Source organism: Lacimicrobium alkaliphilum (assembly GCF_002591895.1).
Taxonomy (GTDB): Bacteria; Pseudomonadota; Gammaproteobacteria; order Enterobacterales; family Alteromonadaceae; genus Lacimicrobium; species Lacimicrobium alkaliphilum.
On record NZ_NISX01000009.1, the window covers coordinates 64,611 to 86,494 of the forward strand.

A 21,884-nucleotide genomic window follows, 5' to 3' on the forward strand; every position below is an offset into this window, starting at 1 on the left:
ATAAATGGAAAAAATCACTCAGGGAGCCTGACAATAGCATGAAAACTTGCTCTGTGTCAGGTGCAAAAACAGCTTTAAACCAGCTGTCTCAGAGGATCAACCTGACACTTTCAAGCCGTTGAACGCCAGGCGCCCATACAACCACTAAAAATTACCCTTAACGGTCTGTTTCCCGGCTCATAGCGTAACGGATTTGTTCCTGAGTAAAGCCCTTGTACTGAAGGTGTCTGGCGCGTTTTTGTCGTTCTCTGAAGTCAGTCACGGGTTTTGTGTATTTTCTCTGGTACAAGGCCTTTGCTGCTTCAAACCAGTCCGCCTCCAGTTCCACCAGCGCCAGCTCAATCAGATTGTCGGTTACCTGGCGCTGACGCAGCTCTGCGCGAATACGCATTTCTCCCTGCCCTTTAGCAAAGCGCTGACGAGCAAAACTGGCCGCAAAACGGGCATCGGACTGCCAGCCACGTTCAGCAAACTCCTCAACCAACTGACGGCTGAGTCTGGGATCCAGATCCCGCGCCTGTAATTTCATCAGCAACTCTGACTGACTATGCTCCCGCCGACTAAGCAAATTTGTCAGGCATTCGCGGATGATCTTCTTATCGGCTTCTGTCATATTGCCTCTCTGAGTTTCCCCATTTTATGCCCTATGGATCTGGAATTTATTTTTGTTGACGCCATCAGCGACCTTGATCGCCAGCAATGGGATCACCTGGCCGCAGGTTGCGGCCCCTTTTTAGACTATGATTTTCTCCACACCCTCGAGCACACAGATTGTGTGGCACAACACCACGGTTGGCAACCCTGCCACCTGGCAGTTTATAGCGGTGGCGTGCTGATTGCCGCCATGCCCCTTTATCAGAAAACGCACAGTTACGGCGAATATGTGTTTGATTTTGCCTGGGCTGAAGCCTATCAACGTCATGGCCTGCACTATTACCCTAAACTGGTCAGTGCCATTCCTTTTACCCCTGTCACCGGGCCGAGGCTATTGTGTGACAAAACACTGACGTCACAGCTGTGGCCTTCTGTGATCAAGCAAATAAAGCAACATTGCCTGCAACGAGAGTTGTCTTCTGCGCATCTGTTATTTACCGATACAGACACCAATACACACCTTGTTGAACAAAAATGGTTACACCGCACCTCGGTGCAATTTCACTGGTTTAATCGCGGCTACCAGTGTTTTGAAGATTTTACAGACACCTTTAGCTCGCGCAAACGCAAAAATCTGAACAAAGAAAGGGCTCGTCTCGAACAGGCCGGTATCCGCTACCAACACCTTGTGGGTGAAGAGATCTGTAAGCAGGATATGCTCAATTTTTACCGGTGCTATCAGCAAACGTATTTAAAACGCTCCGGTCACAATGGTTATCTGACGCCGGCGTTTTTCGAAGCGCTGAGACAAAAAATGGCAGGCAACTTATTGCTGATACAGGCAACTCAGAATAATAAGTTGCTCGCGTCAGCACTGCTGCTGTTTGATAGTCAAAGCCTGTATGGCCGCTACTGGGGTGCGCTGGAGCCGGTCGACGGGCTGCACTTTGAAGTTTGTTACTATCAGGGAATCGAGTTTTGCATTAAAAACGCTCTTCAGCATTTTAATCCCGGTACTCAGGGCGAGCACAAGATCCAACGAGGCTTTGAGCCGGTGTACTGTTATTCCGGTCACTGGCTGGCCCGGCCTGAGTTTCACCAGGCGGTGGCTGACTTTCTGCAGCAAGAGGCCGTACATATCCGCAGCTACAAAGAGCAGGCCGAATCCTTGTTGCCTTTCCGGCAAAGCTGATACCTCTGACTCCGTCGTGCCGGATTTATCCAGCACCTTTGATTACAAGAAGTGATTGGTTAGCACATTGCTAATTCAAAGGTTGCTGGGCTTGACCCGGTACCTTTGTCAGACGGCTGAATAGTTTATCCCTGGCTGCACGGCTGGCCTTACAAGATCCTGACTTTCGTCAGGATGACGGGGGGCCGGTGACAAGGGGGGACTGGATGACGGAGATAGTGTCAGAAGTCAGCTCAGCGCTTGCGCCACTCAAGCAACTGGTTATTGGCCGGTAACTGATAACGACGACTGAGCACCAGCCCTCGTCCCTCAGCCCAGCTCCGCAGTTCCGAAATATCACGTATACCACCGCAGCCGCGGCTTTTAAGACTCTGGTCAAAAGCCTGGTTACTGTCGCTGGTATATTGCCCATTAATATTAAAGGGCCCGTATTGGCAAAACACACCGCCTGAAGGCAGGTTGTCGGCCACCAGCTGCATCATCAGCCTGGCCTCGTCAACCTGCATAATATGGGTGGTATTGGCGGTAAACACGCCATCAAATTTAGACTCTGGCCAGCAGTCTTCACCAACAGTAAAGCTTAAAGGGCGGATTAAATCAGGCGAGGGAAATTCATCAATCCAGGCATTAATGCCCGGATGATGCACTGGCATATCGCTGGTCTGCCAGCGAAGATGCGGCAGATTGGCGGCAAGGAACACGGCATGCTGACCGGTACCACTGCCAATTTCCAGCACCGATCTGGTATCGGCAAAGGCCGTTTTCAGCACATCCAGAATCGGCTGTTGGTTATTTTCACAGGCCTGGCTAAAGGGTTTGCTCATGGGAATATTGAGTTGTCGCAAAACGCCAGCCTAACGGTAAACCCGCTTCGATGTAAACCAAAGACACAAATAACCACAAGGGCTCGGAGCGAACAGAGGTTTAAAGGGGGGAACGTTACATACCTCAGAGTTTCCCCTGCGCCCCTGCAAGATCACAGGCTTTTTATTTGTTGATCTCGCTGAGGCGCAAAGGCGCGAAGAGGGCTACACAGCAGTTTCGTTCAAAGGTATGTGGTAAAAATAATAAGGCACTGGATTCCCGCCAACGGCTACGGGAACGACAGCCAGTCATGCCCGAGTGTTGTTATCGGGCATCCAGTGACCTTTGAGAGAGACAAGATTAACCGCAGCCCCGAGAAGCTCCCTCTGTATTTTCCCTGCGAGCCCTGCGCCCCTGCGAGATCCCGGGCTTTTATTTGTTGATCTCGCTGAGGCGCAAAGATCGCAGAGGGCTACAGAGCAAGCCTCTCCGTTTTATTTGCAAACTCTGCGGCTCTGCGATGAATTTTTACTTTAGTTTATTCCGTGGTTAAAAAAACTACCCCAGATTCGGTGCCAGCCATTTTTCGGCTTTTTCTACACTCCAGGCTTTTCGCGTCGCGTAGTCTTCAAGCTGATCACGCTGAATCTGCGCCACAGCAAAGTATTTGCTGTCAGGGTGAGCAAAATACCAGCCAGAAACAGAAGCTCCCGGCCACATCGCGTAGCTTTCGGTCAATGTCATACCTGTGTGCTTTTCTGCTTCGAGTAAATCCCAGATCTTCTGTTTCTCGGTATGTTCAGGGCAGGCGGCATAGCCGGGAGCCGGGCGAATACCCTGATACTTTTCGCGGATCAGAGATGCGTTATCCAGCTGCTCATCAGCGGCATATCCCCACAATGTTTTGCGCACAGTTTCATGCAAATACTCGGCAAACGCCTCCGCCAGTCTATCCGCCACCGCTTTAACCATAATCGCGTTATAGTCATCGCCGTTTTGTTTGTGAGCTTCTGCAAGTTCTTCTTCACCTATTCCGGCGGTCACTGCAAAGGCGCCTGTATAGTCGGCTATGCCGGACTCCTTACTGGCAACAAAATCACTTAAACAATAGTTTGGAAAATCTCTTTTTTCGGTCTGCTGCCGCAGATGGCATGCAGTGGTGAGCAACGATTTACGCGTATCATCACTGTAGATCTCCACATCATCGCCAACACGATTAGCGGGGAAAAGCCCCACCACTCCTTTGGCCTTTAAGTCACCGGATTGCTGAAAGTCATCGAGCATGGCATTGGCATCGGCAAACACCTTCTTCGCCTCCTCCCCCACTATTTCATCATCAAAAATACGTGGATATTTACCTGCCAGTGACCAGGTTAAGAAAAACGGTGTCCAGTCTATGTATTCACGCAAGGTGGTTATATCCGCTTCCACCGCCTGCACACCTAACTGGTTCGGCGTTTTCGGCTGGTAATGACTGAAGTCCGGCACAAAAGCATTGGCTCTGGCAGCGTCTAAGGTTACGGGTTTTGTGCGCGGTTTTTTACGGGCATGTTGCTCGCGTACCTTATCGTATTCAGTACTTAACTGCGCAACATAGCCCTCACGATCTGTTTTGGAGATAAGCTTCTGGCACACTCCCACGGCTCTTGAGGCATTGGGTACATAGACTACAGGGCCGTGGTAGTTTTGTTCGATCTTCACGGCCGTATGGGCCTTGGATGTGGTAGCGCCGCCAATCAATAATGGCAATTCAAATCCCTTGCGTTCCATCTCTTTCGCCACATGTACCATTTCATCCAGTGATGGCGTGATCAGTCCCGACAGACCAATCATCTGTGCACCTTCATCCACTGCGGTCTGCAGGATTTTTTCGCAGGGCACCATCACGCCCATGTCGATCACTTCAAAGTTATTACACTGCAGCACCACCCCCACAATATTCTTACCGATATCATGCACATCGCCTTTAACCGTAGCGAGCAGAATTTTACCATTGCTGCTGCCCTCGGATTTTTCCCGTTCGATATAGGGTTGCAGATAAGCCACGGCTTTTTTCATCACCCGCGCCGATTTAACCACCTGGGGCAGAAACATCTTGCCTTCGCCGAACAGATCCCCCACCACATTCATGCCATCCATCAACGGACCTTCAATCACGTGCAAAGGCAGATCCGCTTCCTGGCGTGCGGATTCGGTATCTTCAATGATAAAGTCCATAATGCCCTTAACAAGAGCATGTTCGAGGCGCTTTTTCACCGGCCACTGCCGCCACTCCTGAGTTTCTTTGACAACTTCCTTGCCATCACCCTGATATTTAGGCGCCAGTTCCAGCAGTCTGTCGGTACCCTCGGGAGTACGGTTGAGAATCACATCCTCAACCGCTTCACGCAGTTCATCAGGAATATCGTCATACACTGCCAGTTGACCGGCATTGACAATGGCCATATCCATCCCCGCCTTGATCGCATAATACAAAAACACGGAGTGCATGGCCTCGCGCACCGGGTTATTACCACGAAAAGAGAAGGAAATATTCGACAGCCCACCGGAGACATGAGCATAAGGAAGATGTTGCTTAATTCTGCGCGTGGCATTGATAAAATCCACCGCATAATTGTTGTGCTCTTCAATGCCGGTAGCTACGGCAAAAATATTCGGATCGAAGATAATATCTTCAGCAGGGAAGCCGATTTTCTCAGTCAGTAAACGATAGCTGCGCTGGCATATCTCAAATTTCCGATCTTCGGTATCCGCCTGGCCCTTTTCATCAAACGCCATCACCACAGTCGCGGCACCATAGCGTTTAAGCAGGCTGGCCTGATGCAAAAATTGCTCTTCACCTTCTTTAAGGCTGATGGAGTTAACAATGGCCTTACCTTGAACACATTTAAGCCCGGCTTCGATCACTGTCCACTTGGAGGAGTCAATCATCACCGGTACCCTGGAAATATCGGGCTCCGAGGCAATCAGGTTTAAAAACCGTACCATCGCTGCTTCTGAGTCCAGCATCGCCTCATCCATATTGATATCGATGATCTGGGCGCCGTTTTCTACCTGCTGGCGGGCCACATCCAGGGCCGTTTCGTAATCTTCGTCCATGATCAGCCGTTTGAACTTAGCTGAACCGGTGACATTGGTGCGCTCGCCGATATTGATAAAGCTGGCGCTTGCAAGATTTGTCATAACTACCTTATATCCCGAAATTACTGTGCCCAGGTCAGAAATGCGAATTTTGGCCCGTGATCAAGGCGGGAGGGCGCAGTGTATAAAACATACATGAGCACTTCCAACACAGAGCACGGGCCAAAAGGCCATTTATGGACGGGCACTAACTGTTTATCAATGTACGAATGGCTCCAGACCGGACAAACGCAGTTTTACTTCAGGTTGTGCCGGCTTTCTTGGCGGCAATCCTTCAACGGCGTCGGCAATCGCTTTGATATGCTCCGGGCTAGTACCGCAACACCCACCTACAATATTAAGCAACCCTGACTCCGCCCATTCTCGGATATGCACGGCCATTTCGTCCCCTTCCATATCGTATTCACCAAATTCATTAGGCAAGCCTGCGTTGGGATGCGCCGATACCGCACATTCGGCGATGTCACTGATTTCTTTTACATATTGGCGCAGTAAATCCGGCCCTAACGCGCAGTTGAGGCCAAAAGATACAGGTTTAACATGCCGCAATGAGTAATAAAACGCTTCAGCGGTCTGCCCGGACAAGGTACGCCCGGAAGCATCGGTGATGGTACCGGAAATCATTACTGGCAGGCGGTGGCAGCGTTTGTCGAAGGTATTTTCAATGGCAAACAGGGCTGCCTTGGCATTGAGAGTATCGAATATTGTTTCCACCAGAATTAGATCGGCGCCGCCTTCCATCAAGCCATCACAGGCCTCTTCATAGGCTTCAACCAGTGAATCAAAATTGACATTACGCTTACCCGGATCATTGACATCAGGCGATATCGACGCCGTTCGGTTCGTCGGCCCCAGTACCCCGGCCACAAAACGGGGCTTATCGGCTGTACTGTACTGCTGTGCTGCTTCGCAGGCCAGCTGGGCTGCGGCCACATTGATCTCATGTACCAGTGATTGCATGTCGTAATCGGCCATGGCAATAGACGTCGCATTAAAGGTATTGGTTTCGATGATATCCGCTCCGGCGGCCAGATTCTGGCCATGGATATCGCGGATCAAATCCGGCTGCGTCAACACCAGCAAGTCATTATTACCTTTAATATCACTGTGCCAGTCGGAAAAACGTTCGCCCCGATAATCATCCTCTTCGAGCTTGCGGCGCTGGATCATGGTGCCCATGGCGCCATCGAGAATCAGAATTCTCTGCTTGAGGGCCCGGGTGAAAATACTTGAATCAGTCAAAAAAACCTTCCTATTCAAATGGCTATCAGGCTATATCTGACAGGTTGTAAGGGGTAATCTGGTACACATAATAATTCAGCCAGTTGGTAAACAACAGGCTACCGTGAGAGCGCCAGCTCATCACCGGTGGCTGCGCCGGATCATCATTGAGAAAGTAGTTGTCTGGCAGCTCGGGCTTAATCCCGGCTTTTAAATCACGGTAATATTCCTGCGCCAGGGTATCAGAATCATATTCCGGATGGCCCGTGACAAAAACCATGCGCTTGTCTTTGCTGGCAACGATATAGGCCCCGGCCTGCTCGGAGCTGGCCAGAATATCCAGTTCCGGCTGACTGTCGTAATCATCCAGCGCCACCTCACCGAAACGGGAATGAGGCGCGTTAAATATCGGATCGAAGCCGCGTAGCAGTTCATCATGCTCTTGTTTTACCTGATGGGCATACACGCCGGAAAGTTTGCTTTCACGCAGAAAACGGTTCAGCCCGAAATAATGATATACCGCGGCATGAGCCGCCCAGCAAAGAAACAGGGTGGACTGCACATGACGTCGGGCCCAGTCCATCACTACCTGCATTTTGTCCCAATATTTTACCTGCTCATAATCCAGCATCGCCAGGGGCGCACCGGTGACAATCAGACCATCATACTTTTTGTTCACGACATCTTCGAACTGATGATAAAACGCATCCATATGAGCCTTGGGCGTATTTTTAGGGGCTTCGGTATCAATACGAATCAAATCCACACTGATCTGCAACGGTGTGTTAGATAACAACCGCAATAACTGTACTTCAGTTTCTATCTTGTTCGGCATCAGATTGAGTATCCCGACCTGCAAAGGACGAATATCCTGATTGACGGCACGATTGCTCTCCATCACGAAGATATTCTCTTCGCTTAGAACATCCTGCGCCGGCAACTCACCGGGTATACAAATAGGCATGGGCTCTCTCCTGAGAAAAGATCTGACTGTGGCGATACTCACCACCACCGATCTTGCCAACTAAAAGAGAAATGTCAACATCTTTACGTCTAGACGTCTAAATGAATTTGCCGGAAGATTGTGCAAAAAGAATTACAACCTGACGCAGACTGGCTGGCATCATTAGCAGAGCTTTTGCAGTGGCCGGTTATGCTCTGCGATGGCTGGCTATAGTATCAACTATTAGTTACTCCAGCTCCTGAGTACTTCGCCAAAGATGGACCTCAGACTTTGAGAGCAATATCATTAATAAATAGCTTTGAGCTGCATGCACCGGTCGAAAACGGCCTTGAAAAATGGCTGAAATGACTGACCGTTTTTACCGAAATACGCAACAAAACACTAAATTAACAAGGACATATGCTATTTAAGTAACTAGTATGAAGTTAGTTATCAGTTTTTTCGACTCGCTAACGTTTCATTGATGAACGTAAAACGTTGGCTGATACGAAGAGTTAGAAAACATACTAATGTGCCCCTATTTGCCTGAAGAGGATCCGATAAATGAAGTTCATAAAAAACATCTCTATAAGTGCTCGATTGTGGGGGATCATCACCATAGCTATTCTTGGAATCCTGGCAATGGTGGTATTCATGCTGATCAGCCTGCGAGCACAGCTTATTCAAGGAGAGATGAAAAAGCTGGATGCAATCAATGATGTTGCAATGGGCTTTGTGGATGCCGCCTATAGAGAGTATCAAAAAGGCGCACTAAGCAAACAAGAGGCGATGCAGCATGCAATTGATAAACTAGAACAGATCCGTTATGAAGGAAGCGAGTATATTTTTGTCTATGGGCGAGACGGCATGCTGATAATGGACCCGTCTTTGCCTACTAAAGATCGGTTCAAAGCCAATTTTTATGATTTTGAGGATCCTGAAGGCACTCCCCTATTCCAACATATGATTGAGCGTACCCAAGACAGTAAACGCGCTACCGTTAATTACGTTTGGGAACTCCCGGACAGCTCAAAAATAGCCCCGAAAATGTCTCGTGTTGTAGCTTTTGATCAGTGGAACTGGATTATTGGCACGGGCGTGTACATGAATCATGTGTCTGACCAGGTGTGGAGTCTCTTCTGGCGTATCTCAGGGCTGATTTTGCTTTTCTCAATACCTGTGCTGATTTTGTTTTTTGTCATTGTCAACAGCGTTGTTACTCCTCTGAAAGCCTCTATTGCCGCGATGAAGAACATTGCCGATGGTGATGGTGACCTGACCCGAAGGCTGAAGGTTGATGGTAAAGATGAGCTTGCTCAACTTGCTCAGGCTTTTAATGCTTTTGCTAATCAGGTACGTGACTTAGTAGAGCAAGTCAGCGGTTCAACCACAACGATGAACCAATCGGTGCTTCAACTTAATGGCATTATGAAAGAGTCAGAGACCGGTGTTGACAGGCAACAACAGGAAACCGATCAGGTTGCAACAGCCATGAATCAGATGACTGCAACGGCCCAGGAAGTGGCCTCGAGTGCCAGTAAAGCATCTAACGCCGCAGGTCAGGCAGAGCACCAGGTCGTTGACTCAAAGAATGTTTTGAATAAAGCAATTGAAGTGATCGGAGGCCTATCGGAACAAGTGAGCGAAGGCGTCATTGTTATCGAGAATCTAGGTAAGGATTCCGAAAATATTGGCAGTGTACTAGATGTGATTCGTGGCATCGCGGAGCAGACAAATCTACTCGCTTTAAACGCTGCGATCGAAGCTGCCCGGGCTGGTGAGGCTGGTCGCGGTTTTGCAGTGGTTGCCGATGAAGTACGGACTTTGGCCAGTCGAACCCAGAAGAGTACACAAGAGATTCAGGCGATGATTGAAAGCTTGCAGCAAAGAGCCCAGAAGGCTGTGACCGTTATCGACGCCATAAGTGAAAGGAGCCTGGCGACGGTTGGAGAAGCACGCCTGGTTGACGAGGCTCTGGTCAGTATTGAACAGGCAGTAAATACCATAAACAGTATGAATGCTCAGATTGCAAGTGCAGCAGAAGAACAAACCAGTGTGTCTGAAACAATCAACCAGAATATCTTTCAGATTGCAGAGATTACTGAGCAAACCAGTCAAGGGACTCGCCAGGCCAGCGATGCGACTCAAAAATTGACAGAACTAGCGGCTCAACTTGATGGTTTAGTTAAAGATTATAAGTACTAGTCAAGTTGAGCCGACTAGTCTTTTTATTAGAGCCCAAGTTCAGATAGACAATGTGGTTGGCAGGTGAAAAGCAAACTTTCGCGGGAATCGAAAGTGTGTTGAAAAACACTGATGTTATTAACTGATAAGAAAGCTGTTCCCGTTAATTTGTTCGAAAGTTCTGGTTAGCTTCAGCTTGTAAGTCTGTAGTGCAGAAGAGGGTTCAAAAAATGAGCAGTGCTCGCAAACTTTCTATAAGCAAGAGATTGTGGTTTTTGCTCGCCTCGACAGGCTTGGGTATTGTAGCCATGCTGGTGTTTTTATTTTTTAACATGTGGAGTGAACTGAATGAAAGTGAAAGGAAGAAGCTAGATGCAATAAATGATGTTGCTTTAGGATTTGTGTCTGACGCATACCATAAATATCAAAACAAAGAGCTCAGTGAGCAGGAAGCTAAGCTGTATGCTATAGCCAGACTTGATCAGATCCGTTACGAAGGTAATGAGTATATTTTCGTATACCGGCGTGATGGTATGTTGATCATGGATCCTTCATTGCCAGATGAGGAACGTTTCAAAGTCAATTATTATGATTTTAAAGATCCTGAAGGTACCCCCCTGTTTCAACATATGAATGAGCGTACCAAGGATAGCAAGCGCGCTACAGTCACCTATGTGTGGGAACTTCCTGATAGCCTTCCCATGATAGAAAACACCTTGCCTGCACCAAAAATGTCCCGGGTTATAGTCTTTGAGCCGTGGAATTGGATTATTGGCACGGGAGTTTATATGACTCATGTGACCGAGAAGTTATGGAGTGGTTTCTGGCGGCTTTCAGGCTTGTTTCTGCTTTTCTCAATACCGATATTAGTCTTGTTTTTGATCATATATAAACGAAGACTGGAAATCAGTGAGCAAAAGCAGAAAATTGAAGAAATCGACTATCAGAACGCGATTCTTGAGAAACGGGTAATGAAGCGAACAGAAGAACTATCATCGGCGCTAAAACACCTTGAGCAAGCGAAGGATGAATTAGTGCAGAGCGAAAAGTTGTCCTCGTTGGGCACTCTAGTCTCTGGCGTCGCTCATGAGCTGAACACACCAATAGGAAACGCGCTGACATCCTCGACTGTAATACTAGAGGCAGAAAACCGTTTCTCTGAGATGGTCGCTAGAAAAATCACCCGAAAGGACCTAGATGACTTTGTCAGGCGTGTCCGTGAGGGGGGGCAAATTATAGAGCGTAACATGTCCAAAGCTGCTGAATTGATAGTTGCTTTTAAACAACTGGCAGTAGATCAGACAAGCGCCCATAGGCGCGAATTTTACCTCAGCGAGATAGTGGAAGAAGTAAACCTCTCAATACGCCCAACACTGCGACGCAGCTCCTGCAATCTTGAAATAGATGTACCGGAGGACCTGCACCTTGACAGTTACCCTGGACCACTTTCTCAGGTGCTGATAAATCTTATCAGCAATGCAGTTATACATGCGTTTAAAGAGGATGAAGATAAAAGTATCCGGATCGTCGCTACCAATGAGCCAGATGGCTGGATTTCATTGAGTGTAATTGATGAAGGTTACGGTATTCCACCTGAGTTGCAAAAGCAAATTTTTGATCCATTTTATACCACTAGATTAGGCCAGGGAGGGTCCGGCCTGGGTTTGCATATAACGTTCAACATAGTAACTGGAATACTTGGAGGTAGTATTGATGTTAACAGTGAGCCGGGAAAGGGCAGTTGTTTTACCGCAAAAATACCCACAAGCAGTCCTTGCCCAAATAGCTGTTCCTGACTATCGATTACCCAAGGAAGGGAACTCAGTGTGATTTCTGCGATCAGATCAATCGCCAAAAAGAAATCATCGAGAACCACACTGATTATGAGCAGAATAACATCAATCGACAGAACCGAGCGACGCCGTTTACAAAAAAAATGTTCAAGGGAGTTCAGATCAGCGTCTTAGCCGCAGAGCCAACGCTATCTTATTGACTAGTCTGGGCTACAGTCGGCGCAGGACCACCATCCTGACAGTCTGTAATACTATTTAAAAATACTGATAAAATCATAAATATCAATTATTTAAATCTCACTTTCTGCGTCACAACAACGCAAAAATCTCAGTTTGAATGACACAAAATGCATACTCGGATCTCAGTATTAGTGTCACATCCCTTTAGAGGCGCGGTTGTCAGATCTCATTTTTAATGTCACTGTACAATTTTCACGTACATTATCTGTTTATCCCATCAAGCAGGGTCTTGATTGATTATGAGTGCAGCCACAGATACCAAACAAGAGCGAATTAATCTTCGCCTGAAACACAGTGCCAAAAACGCGCTAGAGCGTGCCGCGAGCTTTGAAGGAAAAACTGTCAGCAATTTTATTCTGACCAGTGCCCTGGCACAGGCCGAAGAAACCATCAGAGAACACGAGATGATGCGTTTGAATCAACAAGACTCCGAGGCCTTTTACGATGCACTGGCGAAGCCTGTTCGCTTTAACAAAAAGCTGATTGACGCCATTGAAGAACATGAGCAGCGTGTCTGTGGAGAATGAATGACCATACAAAGCTGCTCATAAGGCCACTGCAAAAAAATCACAACAGGACAGGATTTCATTGTGGCGACCCCTCACTGGATAACTATATTCAGAAACAGGCCCGCCAGGACATTAAACGCCATATCAGCAGAGTCTTCGTCGCAACAACAGTGTCTCAGCCGGATACTATTGTGGGCTACTATACCCTCTCAACCCTGTCTGTTGAATTAAGCCAGTTGCCTGCAAATCTCGCTCACAAACTCCCCCGCCACCCTGTTCCTGCTGCTCTTCTGGGCAGATTAGCGGTCAATAAAGCGGCCCAACGTCATGGTGTGGGTAAAATGCTGCTGGTGGATGCCATCACGCGAACCCTGGCCATCAGCAATGAAATTGCCATTTATGCAATGGTTGTCGACGCCATTGATCAGCAGGCGCAGGCGTTTTATCAGCAATTCGGCATCTCGCCTCTGAGTTCAAACGCCCGGCGCTTATTCCTGCCACTTAAGTCCTTATGAATAGCAGACGTTTCACACAGTAAACCCGATGTCTCACGTAGCACGGAGAGATATTTTTGTCGCACCTCATCGCTGTATGATATAACGACATTTGTGATACAATGTACAACATAAATACCCAAATGAAATACAAAAGGTGTGCTAATGAAAAGTGAGATGCTCAGTACCCGAATTGATCATGATACTAAAGTGGAGTTCACCACAATATGCGATCAAGTGGGCTTAAGCCCGTCTCAGGCCATCAAGCTTTTTGCCCGCGCCGTGATTAACCATGGTGGCATTCCTTTTGAGCTGAAAGTTCGCCAGCCCAATGTCACCACTCAGGCCGCAATGAAGCAGCTTGCTGAAGGGCATGGACATAAAGCAGAATCTGTTGAAAGTATGATGACTGATCTCGAACAAGGCTAGCAGCTTTATGTATCGCCTTGAGTACTCTTCGCAATTTAAAAAGGATTTCAAAAAAGTCATCAAAATGCCAATTTCTGATGTGCTTGAAGTAGGCAATGTGATCAAAACGCTTCAGCGAGGAGAGGCTCTCCATACCAGGTATAAAGATCATCCCCTGACCGGCAACTGGCATGAATTCAGAGATTGTCATATAAAACCGGATTTGGTACTGATATACCGAATAGATCAGAATCGGCTACAGCTTGCCAGAATTGGCTCCCACAGTGATCTGTTCTGAACTTCACGACCAATCCCCTGCTCTGCCCGCCGAATAACACAAAAACCCCTTTCACAACCCGCAGCCATTGGGTAAGGTGGATAAAACACTAATAATAATGCTGCCACCAAAGAGCAGCTCAAAAAGGATAAGCCTGTGCAGGAGCATAATGGCAACACCAGGGAAAAACACCTGTGGCTGATTGAACTGCTGGCCTGGTGGCAGGGCCATGTTAACAGCAGTGATCTGCGCGACACCTTCCGCTTCAGCCGCCAGCAGGCGCAAAAATATATCGACCAGTATAAAACCCGCTATCCTGCCAATCTTTATTACGACACTCACCAAAAAGCCTTTTTGCCGGGCAGGAATTTTCAGCAACACTTAATCAGCGGCGATGTCAGTGAGTACCTTGACTGGCTGAACCAGAGCGGCAACACAGACAACATCACCACCGCCAACCCCACCAACACCCCACTGACCAACGCCAGCCTGAGTCTGCCAAAACGCCAGGTGGCGCCAAAAATCATGCGCGCCCTGATCAGCGCCATGCAAAAGAGACAGCGGGTAGAGATCGGTTATGTGTCGATGAGTACGCCGGATGATATCGGCCGGGTAATTCAGCCTCATACCTTTGTTAAAACCGGTTTGCGCTGGCACCTGCGCGCTTATGATGAAACCCACAACGCATTCCGCGATTTCGTACTGAGCCGCTTTCGCGGCGAGCCTGAACTCTCCGGCCCCGCCACTCACAGCCAGCAGGATGACCCCGGCTGGAATACCCAGGTAGAACTGATTTTTAAACCGGACCCCAGACTTAAGCCTGCACAGCAGCAAATCATCGAGCAGGATTACCAGATGCAAAACGGCTGCCTGACCCTCACCACCCGCGCCGCGCTGGCTCAGTACCTGTTACAGGAAATGCAGATCAACCCCAAATTTCTGGCAGGCAGCCCCGAGGCCCAACAACTGATACTAGACAACTTAAGCGACATAAAACCCTGGCTGTTTGACAACTGATGAACACAACAATCACCTGCCAGCACAAAGCCGCAGGTTGCGGCTGTAGATTGGGCTACAGGTTGCGGCTGTAAATTGGGCTACAGGTTGGGCTGTAGGTTGGGCTGTAGGTTGGGCTTCAGCCCAACAACAAAAGCGACAACCCTTAAAGACAGAAACCTGCCAACAAAGTTAACTGGTTTTATTTCAGGGATTGCAGGCAGACAAATGAAGGGCAACACTGTTAACAGACAAAGCCTGAACGGAGTCTGGGAGGAATAACCGAATGAGCGAACAACAGATTGAGATATTTGAAAGCAAGGATGGGCAGGCCAGCATCGAAGTGCGCTTCGATGGCGAAAGCCTGTGGCTGAGTCAGGCGCAAATGGCGGAGCTTTTCGGTAAAGACTTGCGGACCATCAACGAACACATCAAGAATATATTTAAAGAACAAGAACTTATACCATCACAGGCAACTATCCGGAAATTCCGGATAGTTCGCCAGGAAGGTAAAAGACGGGTACAACGGGAAATAGACCATTATAATCTGGATATGGCCATATCCGTTGGCTACCGCGTTAACTCAAAAAAGGGTACCCAGTTCCGCATATGGGCTACCCAACGCCTGCGCGAATATCTTGAAAAGGGCTACAGCCTTAACCAGACAGTATTCGGCGCCCCCGCCTACCCGACCATAGAGAGTAAAGCCGCTCATCTGCTGTATTTTATAGTGAAGAATCATCCTTTTACCGATGGCAACAAACGCAGTGGTGCGTTTTTATTTGTGGACTTTCTGCAGCGCAACAACCGGTTAATCAATACCAATAATCAGCCCTGCATTAACGACACGGGTCTGGCCGCCCTGACACTGTTAGTGGCTGAGTCAAAAGCCGAACAAAAAGAAACCATGATCAACTTGATAATGAATATGCTGGCTTCGTGATGGCCGATATATCACCGATACGGGAAGCACCACCCTGTAGCTTGGGCTTCAGGTTGGGCTGTAGGTTGGGCTTCAGCCCAACAACAACAACAGCGACAACCCTTAAAGGCAGAAACCTGCCAACAAAGTTAACTGGTTTTATTTCAGGGATTGCCAGACAACATGCAAACGCCAACACTGACAAAACACAACGACGAGACTGACAGGCAGCACATGGCCCGCAAACAACAGGAAAAATGGGTTTACCAGCGCAAACCACTCAAATGCCCCAGGTGCGGCGCAAAGCAGATCGCCAAATACCTGTATGGCATGGTGGATTACCCCGGCATAGAACAGGATCTCGCAGAAGGGAAAATCGCCATCGGCGGCTGTGACATAACCAGCGCGCACGAAGGCTAATTCGCAAGAGCCTGGTGTTGTACTGGGTGTGGAGTGGATTTGTTTAGCTGGGAAACAAATATTTCTGGCAATACGATACTGGATTTCAAGCCCTTTGATGCAAATAAGCACAATATAGCTTAGTGGTTAATAGACATGCCCTTAGAAGAATACGTTGCTCACATCAGATTTACCGATGACCAGAATGTTGAAAGTCACTTACTTGAAGATCACTTGCGCAAAGTATCCAAGCTGGCCGGAGAATTCGCTAGTCAATTTGGCAGGGACTGGGCGTTTCAGGCAGGGCTTTGGCATGATATGGGAAAATATCAACAAAGATTTCAAACATATATCAGAAAAGCTGTGGGAGTTGAGAAGGAAAATGCCCATGTAGAGTCTGAAAAGCACCCCAAACGCTCACCCCATTCCACCGCGGGCGCTAAATATGCTGTAGAAAAAATTGGTGGAATTCCTGGCCATATCCTCGCTTACTTAATCGCAGGACATCATGCGGGGTTACCTGATTGGGATGGTGGTAAGGGAAGTCTGTCCTTTAGACTAAATGAATGTAGTGATGAATATGAAAGCTCTTTGGCGGCACCAGTCCCTGAAGATATCCTTCAACATAAGCCAATGCAGCCACCTGAATTTATCCGAGATTCCGGGAAGATAGCGCTGTGGATGAGAATGTTGTTTTCCACCCTTGTTGATGCTGATTTTCTCGACACCGAAAGCTTTATGTCGCCAGACAAAAGTTCAGCAAGAAAAACACTGTTGTCTCAGCACGCTTTGGCGAATCGATTTTTTTCTTATATGGAAGGCTTGCGAAAGGCACCTGACGGGAGGGAAATAACTGCAATACGTAACCAGATATATGATCAGTGCATTCGAGCCTCAGAGAGAGAAAGTGGAATATACAGCCTGACGGTACCTACAGGAGGTGGCAAAACACTATCCAGCCTCGCTTTTGCTTTACAACATGCAAAAAAACATGGAAAAGACCGGATCATTTATGCCATTCCGTTCACAAGTATCATTGAACAAAATGCCAAGGTTTTTAAAGAGATTCTTGGTGATAATGCTGTGTTGGAACACCATTCAAATCTGGATATCCAATCTGGCAAAGAATCAGCCCGAAACCGGTTAAAAGCGGAAAATTGGGATGCTCCGCTTATTGTTACAACCAACGTACAATTATTTGAGTCATTACATGCCTCGCGCACCAGCCGTTGCCGAAAGTTACACAATATTGCTAACAGCGTTATCATTCTGGATGAGGCACAGCAACTACCAAGAGATTTTCATGATCCTATCACTAGGGTCATGCAACAGCTTGCTGATCACTTTGGTGTTACCTGGGTGCTATGCACGGCTACACAGCCTGAACTGAGTCATCAGTCTGACAGCTTTGGACGGCTTCTTCTCTCAGGTCTGAGCAATGTGAGGGAGATAGTTGACGATCCTGTATCGCTCTCAAAGAAACTAAAAAGAGTGACAGTAGAAATGCCTCCGCCTGCCGCCGAGAAGAAAAGTTGGCAAGAATTGGCTAGTGAGTTGGATAGTGAAGAAAGCGTTTTAGTCATTGTGAATACTCGCAGGAATTGCAAAGAGTTATTTGCTCATTTGAGGGATGATGGCAACAAAGTGCATTTGTCTGCTCAGATGTGTGCAGAGCACCGCTCAGACGTGATCGAAGATGTTGTTAATAGATTAGCAAAACGTCGAAAAGGAGATAAACGTCCATTGAGGCTGATAAGTACACAACTGATCGAAGCTGGAGTCGATGTAGATTTTCCCGTCGTATATCGAGCTATGGCAGGGCTTGACTCGATTGCGCAGTCGGCTGGTCGTTGCAATAGAGAAGGAATGATGTCTTCTAGGGGGCGAGTGGTTGTATTCCGTCCTGTAAACCAATGTCCACCTGGTTTTCTGCGCCAAGCAGAGGATACCACCGAATCAATGTTGGCGGCAGAGATGTTAAATGACCCACTTTCACCGCAGAATTTTCGGCTATATTTCAGCCAATTAAATGAGAAAGGCAGCCAGGATAAACACCAAATAACTCAATTGTTAACAGCACAGAACCTTAACGGCAAGCTGAAAATTGACTTTAGAACAGCGGCAGAAAAGTTTCGACTGATTGACAACAATGGCGTATCCATTGTTGTGCCATATATTCCCCCTGGTCTGGATGAATCTCCCGTTGGTCAATGGCTCCAAACTTTAGATTCCATGCCGGACACAAAGTGGATCTATCGGAAATTGCAGCGCTTTACCATTTCGGTGCCGGAAGCCTATGCAATCAAGTTAGAGAAACAGGGGAGCTTATTTGTGCAGGCTGGCCTATTCGTTGCGGGAGAAGGATGTTATGACCCGCAATTTGGCTTGACATTGCCCGACGAACTGTCGGACGTAGAAAAGTTTATAATTTAACAAGGAGTAAGCATGACATTTTGTTTGGAAATAAAAGGGGACTACGCTTGTTTTACCAGGCCTGAAATGAAGGTAGAACGCGTCAGTTATGACGTTATTACTCCATCCAGCGTCCGCAGCGTGTTTGAAGCCATTTTGTGGAAACCCGCTATTAGTTGGCAAGTAGATAAAATTGAAGTGTTGAAGCCTATACGTTGGGTCAATCTGCGACGTAATGAGGTCGCTTCTGTTATTCCAACTGGCAACATCAAAAAAGCAATGAACGGGGGTGAACTCCCCTCTCTATATGTTGATGAAGATCGGCAACAGCGAGCAGGATTGTTTCTACGAGATGTTGCTTATCGGATCTATGCTGATTTTTCCCTCACCCAGCAAGCTGGCAGTGGAGAAAGCTACACCAAGTTTTCTGAAATGTTTAAGAGGCGTGCAAGCAAAGGTCAATGTATCAACCAGCCTTATCTTGGGTGTCGGGAGTTTAGCTGTGCTTTCAGGTTAATCGAAGATCCTGACACAGAACCTGCACCAATTGAAAGCTCTGCTCAATTAGGATGGATGCTTTATGACATGGATTTTAACAGTAACTCGCCCACGCCGATGTTTTTTAACGCTGTGATGGAGGAAGGCATAATCAATATCCCCCATCGGGATTCACAGGAGGTGCGTCGATGATCCTGCAAGCCCTTTGTGACTATTACGACAGAAAAAATACATTTAAGGAGAAGGCTCTCGCACCGCTAGGTTTTGAGGAAAAAGAAATCCCTTTTTTGATAGTCATCAATGCTGACGGAAAATTTATCAATCTTGAAGATACCCGAGAACATGATGGCAAAAAGCTACGAGGCCATCCTTTTTTAGTTCCCAAGGCGGAGGGAAGGTCTGGGGCCAAATCTTATAAAACGGTGAACTGTCTTTGGGATCATTATGGCTACCTACTCAACCAGCCTAAGCTGGATAAACCAGACAAACCGCCTTCAGATAAAGACATTGAGATGGCTGCTAATCAGTTTGAAGCATTCAAACAATCGGTGTCTTCGCTCAACGAAAAAGTGGATGAACCGGCATTAAACTCAGTTCTTCGATTCTTAAATAACGACGAGCAGATTACAGCTGTTAAGGCCCATGTAGCGTATCAGGAAGTATTAAAAATTAAGGGATGCAATCTGACATTTAAGATTGCCGGGGAAAAAGCGCTGATTTGTCAATATTCGGCAATCCAGGAGTGGGTAAAGTCAAAGCCACCTACTGATGGTGACTTTCATAAGGGCATTTGCCTAGTTACCGGACAGGATACTCAGGTAGTAAGGCTGCACAACCAAGTTTCTGGAGTAAATGCGAAACCTGCACCATTTGCAGCCATAAATGAGAGCGCATATAACTCTTACGGCAAAGATAAAGGATTTAACTTTCCGGCAGGTAAAGAATCCGTATTCAAATACACCACGGCGTTGTCCTTCTTGCTTTCCAATCGCTCGCCATCGAAATTCGTTATAGGCGACACTAAATATTGTTGCTGGTCTGCCTCACCAACGCCGCTGGAAGAAAATATATGCTTCTTTTTTACCGATAGTGCGGATGATCCTGAGAAGGGAAGCGAGGCTATTCGTAACCTTTACAGCACCATTCATAATGGTTCATATACCGAAAGGGATGCAGAACAGGATTTTTACGTGCTGGGATTAGCTCCAAATTCTGCACGCATATCGGTGAAGCTTTGGGAAAAAGGGACTGTCGCAGAGTTTGCCGAAAGGTTTGGCCAATGGTTCAGTGATCTTGAAATGGATGGTGTATCCCATTATGGACGCCCTGTCTTGAAATGGTTACTGAGAAGCTGCGCTTTGCGTGGAGAAGATAAAAATCTCTCGCCAGTGCTGATTAGTGAAACCGCCAGAAGCATTTTAGCAGGTTTACCATTACCAGCATCGTTGCTGAATGCCCTGTTGCAACGTATCAAAGCCGAGCAAGGAAGTTTCAAACATCAAACTGGTTACTTAAGAGCCAGCCTTTTGAAAGCTTATCTAAACCGTCAATATCGTCGTTATTCGCAACAACAGGAGGTGACTGTGTCACTTAATCATCAAGAGGAAAGAATTGGATATAACTTGGGACGGCTTTTTGCAGTTCTGGAAAAATTACAGGAAGACGCTAACCCAAGTTTGAACGCTACCATACGCGATCGCTATTACAGCAGTGCCAGTTGTACACCAAAATCTGTATTTGGCACTCTGATGAGATTGTCTACTCATCACCTCAAGAAACTGGAGAAACCGGCTTTTAAAGTCAGTGCCGAAAAGCGAATCGGGACGATTATGGAAAAAATCCTGGATTTCCCGAGCCATCTTAATCTTGAACACCAAGGGCTTTTTGCATTGGGGTACTACCATCAGAAACAAGATTTCTACAAAAAAACTGAGCAAGGAGAATAAGCATGACACTTCAACACCGTTACGATTTTTTATTTTTATTTGATGTAAAAGATGGCAACCCGAATGGCGACCCAGATGCAGGAAATCTACCAAGGATAGATGCAGAAACTGGTTGTGGCTTGGTAACTGATGTTTGTGTAAAACGAAAGGTTCGCAATTTTGTCGAGTTGACGCAGGGTGGTACAGAAAAAAATAAAATATTTATTCGTGAAAAAGCCATTCTCAATAATCTTATTGGAGAGGCCCATCAACAGGATCAGGTAAGAGCATCAGAAAAAGGTGAAAAAACAAAGGCAGCTAGAGAGTGGATGTGCTCCAACTATTTTGATATCCGCACATTTGGGGCTGTTATGTCCACAGGTGAAAATGCCGGTCAGGTTAGGGGACCTGTACAACTCACATTTTCTCGTTCTGTGGATCCTATTGTCGTCTCTGAACACACCATAACCCGAATGGCAGTTGCGACTGAAGGAGAAGCTGAAAAGCAAAAAGGTGACAACCGCACTATGGGCAGGAAGTTCACTGTTCCCTACGGTTTATATATTGCCCATGGTTTTGTTTCGGCTCATTTAGCAGCACAAACAGGTTTTAACGAGGAAGATTTAGAGCTGCTATGGGAGTCCTTAGGAAATATGTTTGAGCACGACCGATCCGCTGCTAGAGGCGAAATGACAGCTCGAGGCCTGTATGTGTTTCAGCACGACAGTAAGCTGGGAAATGCCCCTGCTCATAGCTTATTTGAGCGAATAAAAGTATCCAAGCAGTGTGAAGGCCCGGCTCGGAATTTTACCGATTATTCTGTCAGCATTGATGACCATCTGTGGCCTCAAGGTGTTACTTTAAATAGGAAAGTTGGCTAATTAGCGTGTATTGTTCATGATTACCGACAAGTTTTGTATCGCAGCGCGATA

General features: G+C 47.2%; 19 protein-coding genes. 14 read left to right on the forward strand and 5 right to left on the reverse strand.

Annotation, left to right across the window (positions count from 1 at the left end; genetic code table 11):
- Positions 1-157 precede the first annotated feature (157 nt).
- Positions 158-613, reverse strand: coding sequence for a regulatory protein RecX (locus tag CDA54_RS10165; protein ID WP_099034898.1), 456 nt, complete (start codon positions 611-613; stop codon positions 158-160).
- Between the two features lie 33 nt (positions 614-646).
- Here CDA54_RS10165 and CDA54_RS10170 point away from each other — a divergent pair, with 33 nt between their 5' ends.
- Positions 647-1,786 (forward strand): GNAT family N-acetyltransferase, encoded by a 1,140-nt coding sequence (locus tag CDA54_RS10170; RefSeq protein WP_229748123.1) that lies wholly within the window; start codon positions 647-649, stop codon positions 1,784-1,786.
- A gap of 233 nt (positions 1,787-2,019) precedes the next feature.
- Here the strand turns inward: CDA54_RS10170 and CDA54_RS10175 are convergent, their stop codons facing one another.
- The 4 genes from CDA54_RS10175 to metA all read right to left on the reverse strand — a co-directional run bounded on the left by CDA54_RS10175 (position 2,020) and on the right by metA (position 7,916).
- Positions 2,020-2,610 carry a DUF938 domain-containing protein gene (locus tag CDA54_RS10175; protein WP_099034899.1) on the reverse strand — a complete coding sequence of 197 codons (591 nt, stop codon included), beginning with the start codon at positions 2,608-2,610 and terminating at the stop codon, positions 2,020-2,022.
- 538 nt (positions 2,611-3,148) lie between these two features.
- Complete coding sequence (metH, locus tag CDA54_RS10180) at positions 3,149-5,773, reverse strand: methionine synthase (RefSeq protein WP_099034900.1); 2,625 nt, start codon at positions 5,771-5,773, stop codon at positions 3,149-3,151.
- Positions 5,774-5,929: 156 nt separating this feature from the next.
- On the reverse strand, positions 5,930-6,973 hold the full coding sequence (locus CDA54_RS10185; protein ID WP_229748124.1) for a homocysteine S-methyltransferase family protein: 1,044 nt from the start codon (positions 6,971-6,973) through the stop codon (positions 5,930-5,932).
- Between the two features lie 25 nt (positions 6,974-6,998).
- Positions 6,999-7,916 (reverse strand): homoserine O-acetyltransferase MetA, encoded by a 918-nt coding sequence (gene metA / locus CDA54_RS10190; RefSeq protein ID WP_099034901.1) that lies wholly within the window; start codon positions 7,914-7,916, stop codon positions 6,999-7,001.
- A gap of 543 nt (positions 7,917-8,459) precedes the next feature.
- Between metA and CDA54_RS10195 the strand changes: the two genes are divergently transcribed.
- The 13 genes from CDA54_RS10195 to cas7c all read left to right on the forward strand — a co-directional run bounded on the left by CDA54_RS10195 (position 8,460) and on the right by cas7c (position 21,833).
- A complete protein-coding gene (locus CDA54_RS10195) occupies positions 8,460-10,100 on the forward strand; it encodes a methyl-accepting chemotaxis protein (RefSeq protein WP_099034902.1) in 1,641 nt (546 codons plus the stop codon).
- A 209-nt stretch (positions 10,101-10,309) separates the two neighbouring features.
- Complete coding sequence (locus tag CDA54_RS10200; RefSeq protein ID WP_099034903.1) at positions 10,310-11,875, forward strand: cache domain-containing protein; 1,566 nt, start codon at positions 10,310-10,312, stop codon at positions 11,873-11,875.
- A 476-nt stretch (positions 11,876-12,351) separates the two neighbouring features.
- The gene (locus tag CDA54_RS10205) at positions 12,352-12,639 is read left to right on the forward strand and encodes a type II toxin-antitoxin system TacA family antitoxin (RefSeq protein WP_099034904.1); all 288 of its coding nucleotides are present in this window, start codon (positions 12,352-12,354) and stop codon (positions 12,637-12,639) included.
- Positions 12,636-13,136: a GNAT family N-acetyltransferase gene (locus CDA54_RS10210; protein WP_099034905.1), complete on the forward strand. Its 501-nt coding sequence runs from the start codon at positions 12,636-12,638 to the stop codon at positions 13,134-13,136. The genes CDA54_RS10205 and CDA54_RS10210 overlap by 4 nt, the downstream gene beginning before the upstream one ends.
- A gap of 144 nt (positions 13,137-13,280) precedes the next feature.
- Positions 13,281-13,544 (forward strand): type II toxin-antitoxin system RelB/DinJ family antitoxin, encoded by a 264-nt coding sequence (locus CDA54_RS10215; RefSeq protein WP_099034906.1) that lies wholly within the window; start codon positions 13,281-13,283, stop codon positions 13,542-13,544.
- 7 nt (positions 13,545-13,551) lie between these two features.
- A complete protein-coding gene (locus CDA54_RS10220; RefSeq protein ID WP_099034907.1) occupies positions 13,552-13,821 on the forward strand; it encodes a type II toxin-antitoxin system YafQ family toxin in 270 nt (89 codons plus the stop codon).
- Between the two features lie 135 nt (positions 13,822-13,956).
- Positions 13,957-14,817 (forward strand): BrxR family helix-turn-helix transcriptional regulator, encoded by an 861-nt coding sequence (locus CDA54_RS10225; RefSeq protein WP_099034908.1) that lies wholly within the window; start codon positions 13,957-13,959, stop codon positions 14,815-14,817.
- Positions 14,818-15,082: 265 nt separating this feature from the next.
- Positions 15,083-15,739 carry a virulence RhuM family protein/type II toxin-antitoxin system death-on-curing family toxin gene (locus CDA54_RS10230; RefSeq protein WP_099034909.1) on the forward strand — a complete coding sequence of 219 codons (657 nt, stop codon included), beginning with the start codon at positions 15,083-15,085 and terminating at the stop codon, positions 15,737-15,739.
- Positions 15,740-15,901: 162 nt separating this feature from the next.
- Positions 15,902-16,138 (forward strand): hypothetical protein, encoded by a 237-nt coding sequence (locus tag CDA54_RS10235; protein ID WP_099034910.1) that lies wholly within the window; start codon positions 15,902-15,904, stop codon positions 16,136-16,138.
- A 135-nt stretch (positions 16,139-16,273) separates the two neighbouring features.
- Positions 16,274-18,550 (forward strand): CRISPR-associated helicase/endonuclease Cas3, encoded by a 2,277-nt coding sequence (locus CDA54_RS10240; RefSeq protein WP_099034911.1) that lies wholly within the window; start codon positions 16,274-16,276, stop codon positions 18,548-18,550.
- Between the two features lie 12 nt (positions 18,551-18,562).
- Entirely contained in the window at positions 18,563-19,219 is a 657-nt protein-coding gene (gene cas5c, locus CDA54_RS10245) for a type I-C CRISPR-associated protein Cas5c (protein WP_099034912.1), read from the forward strand.
- Positions 19,216-20,973, forward strand: coding sequence for a type I-C CRISPR-associated protein Cas8c/Csd1 (gene cas8c / locus CDA54_RS10250; RefSeq protein ID WP_099034913.1), 1,758 nt, complete (start codon positions 19,216-19,218; stop codon positions 20,971-20,973). Before cas5c ends, cas8c begins: the two co-directional genes overlap by 4 nt.
- A 2-nt stretch (positions 20,974-20,975) precedes the next feature.
- The gene (gene cas7c / locus CDA54_RS10255; protein WP_099034914.1) at positions 20,976-21,833 is read left to right on the forward strand and encodes a type I-C CRISPR-associated protein Cas7/Csd2; all 858 of its coding nucleotides are present in this window, start codon (positions 20,976-20,978) and stop codon (positions 21,831-21,833) included.
- Positions 21,834-21,884 lie beyond the last annotated feature (51 nt).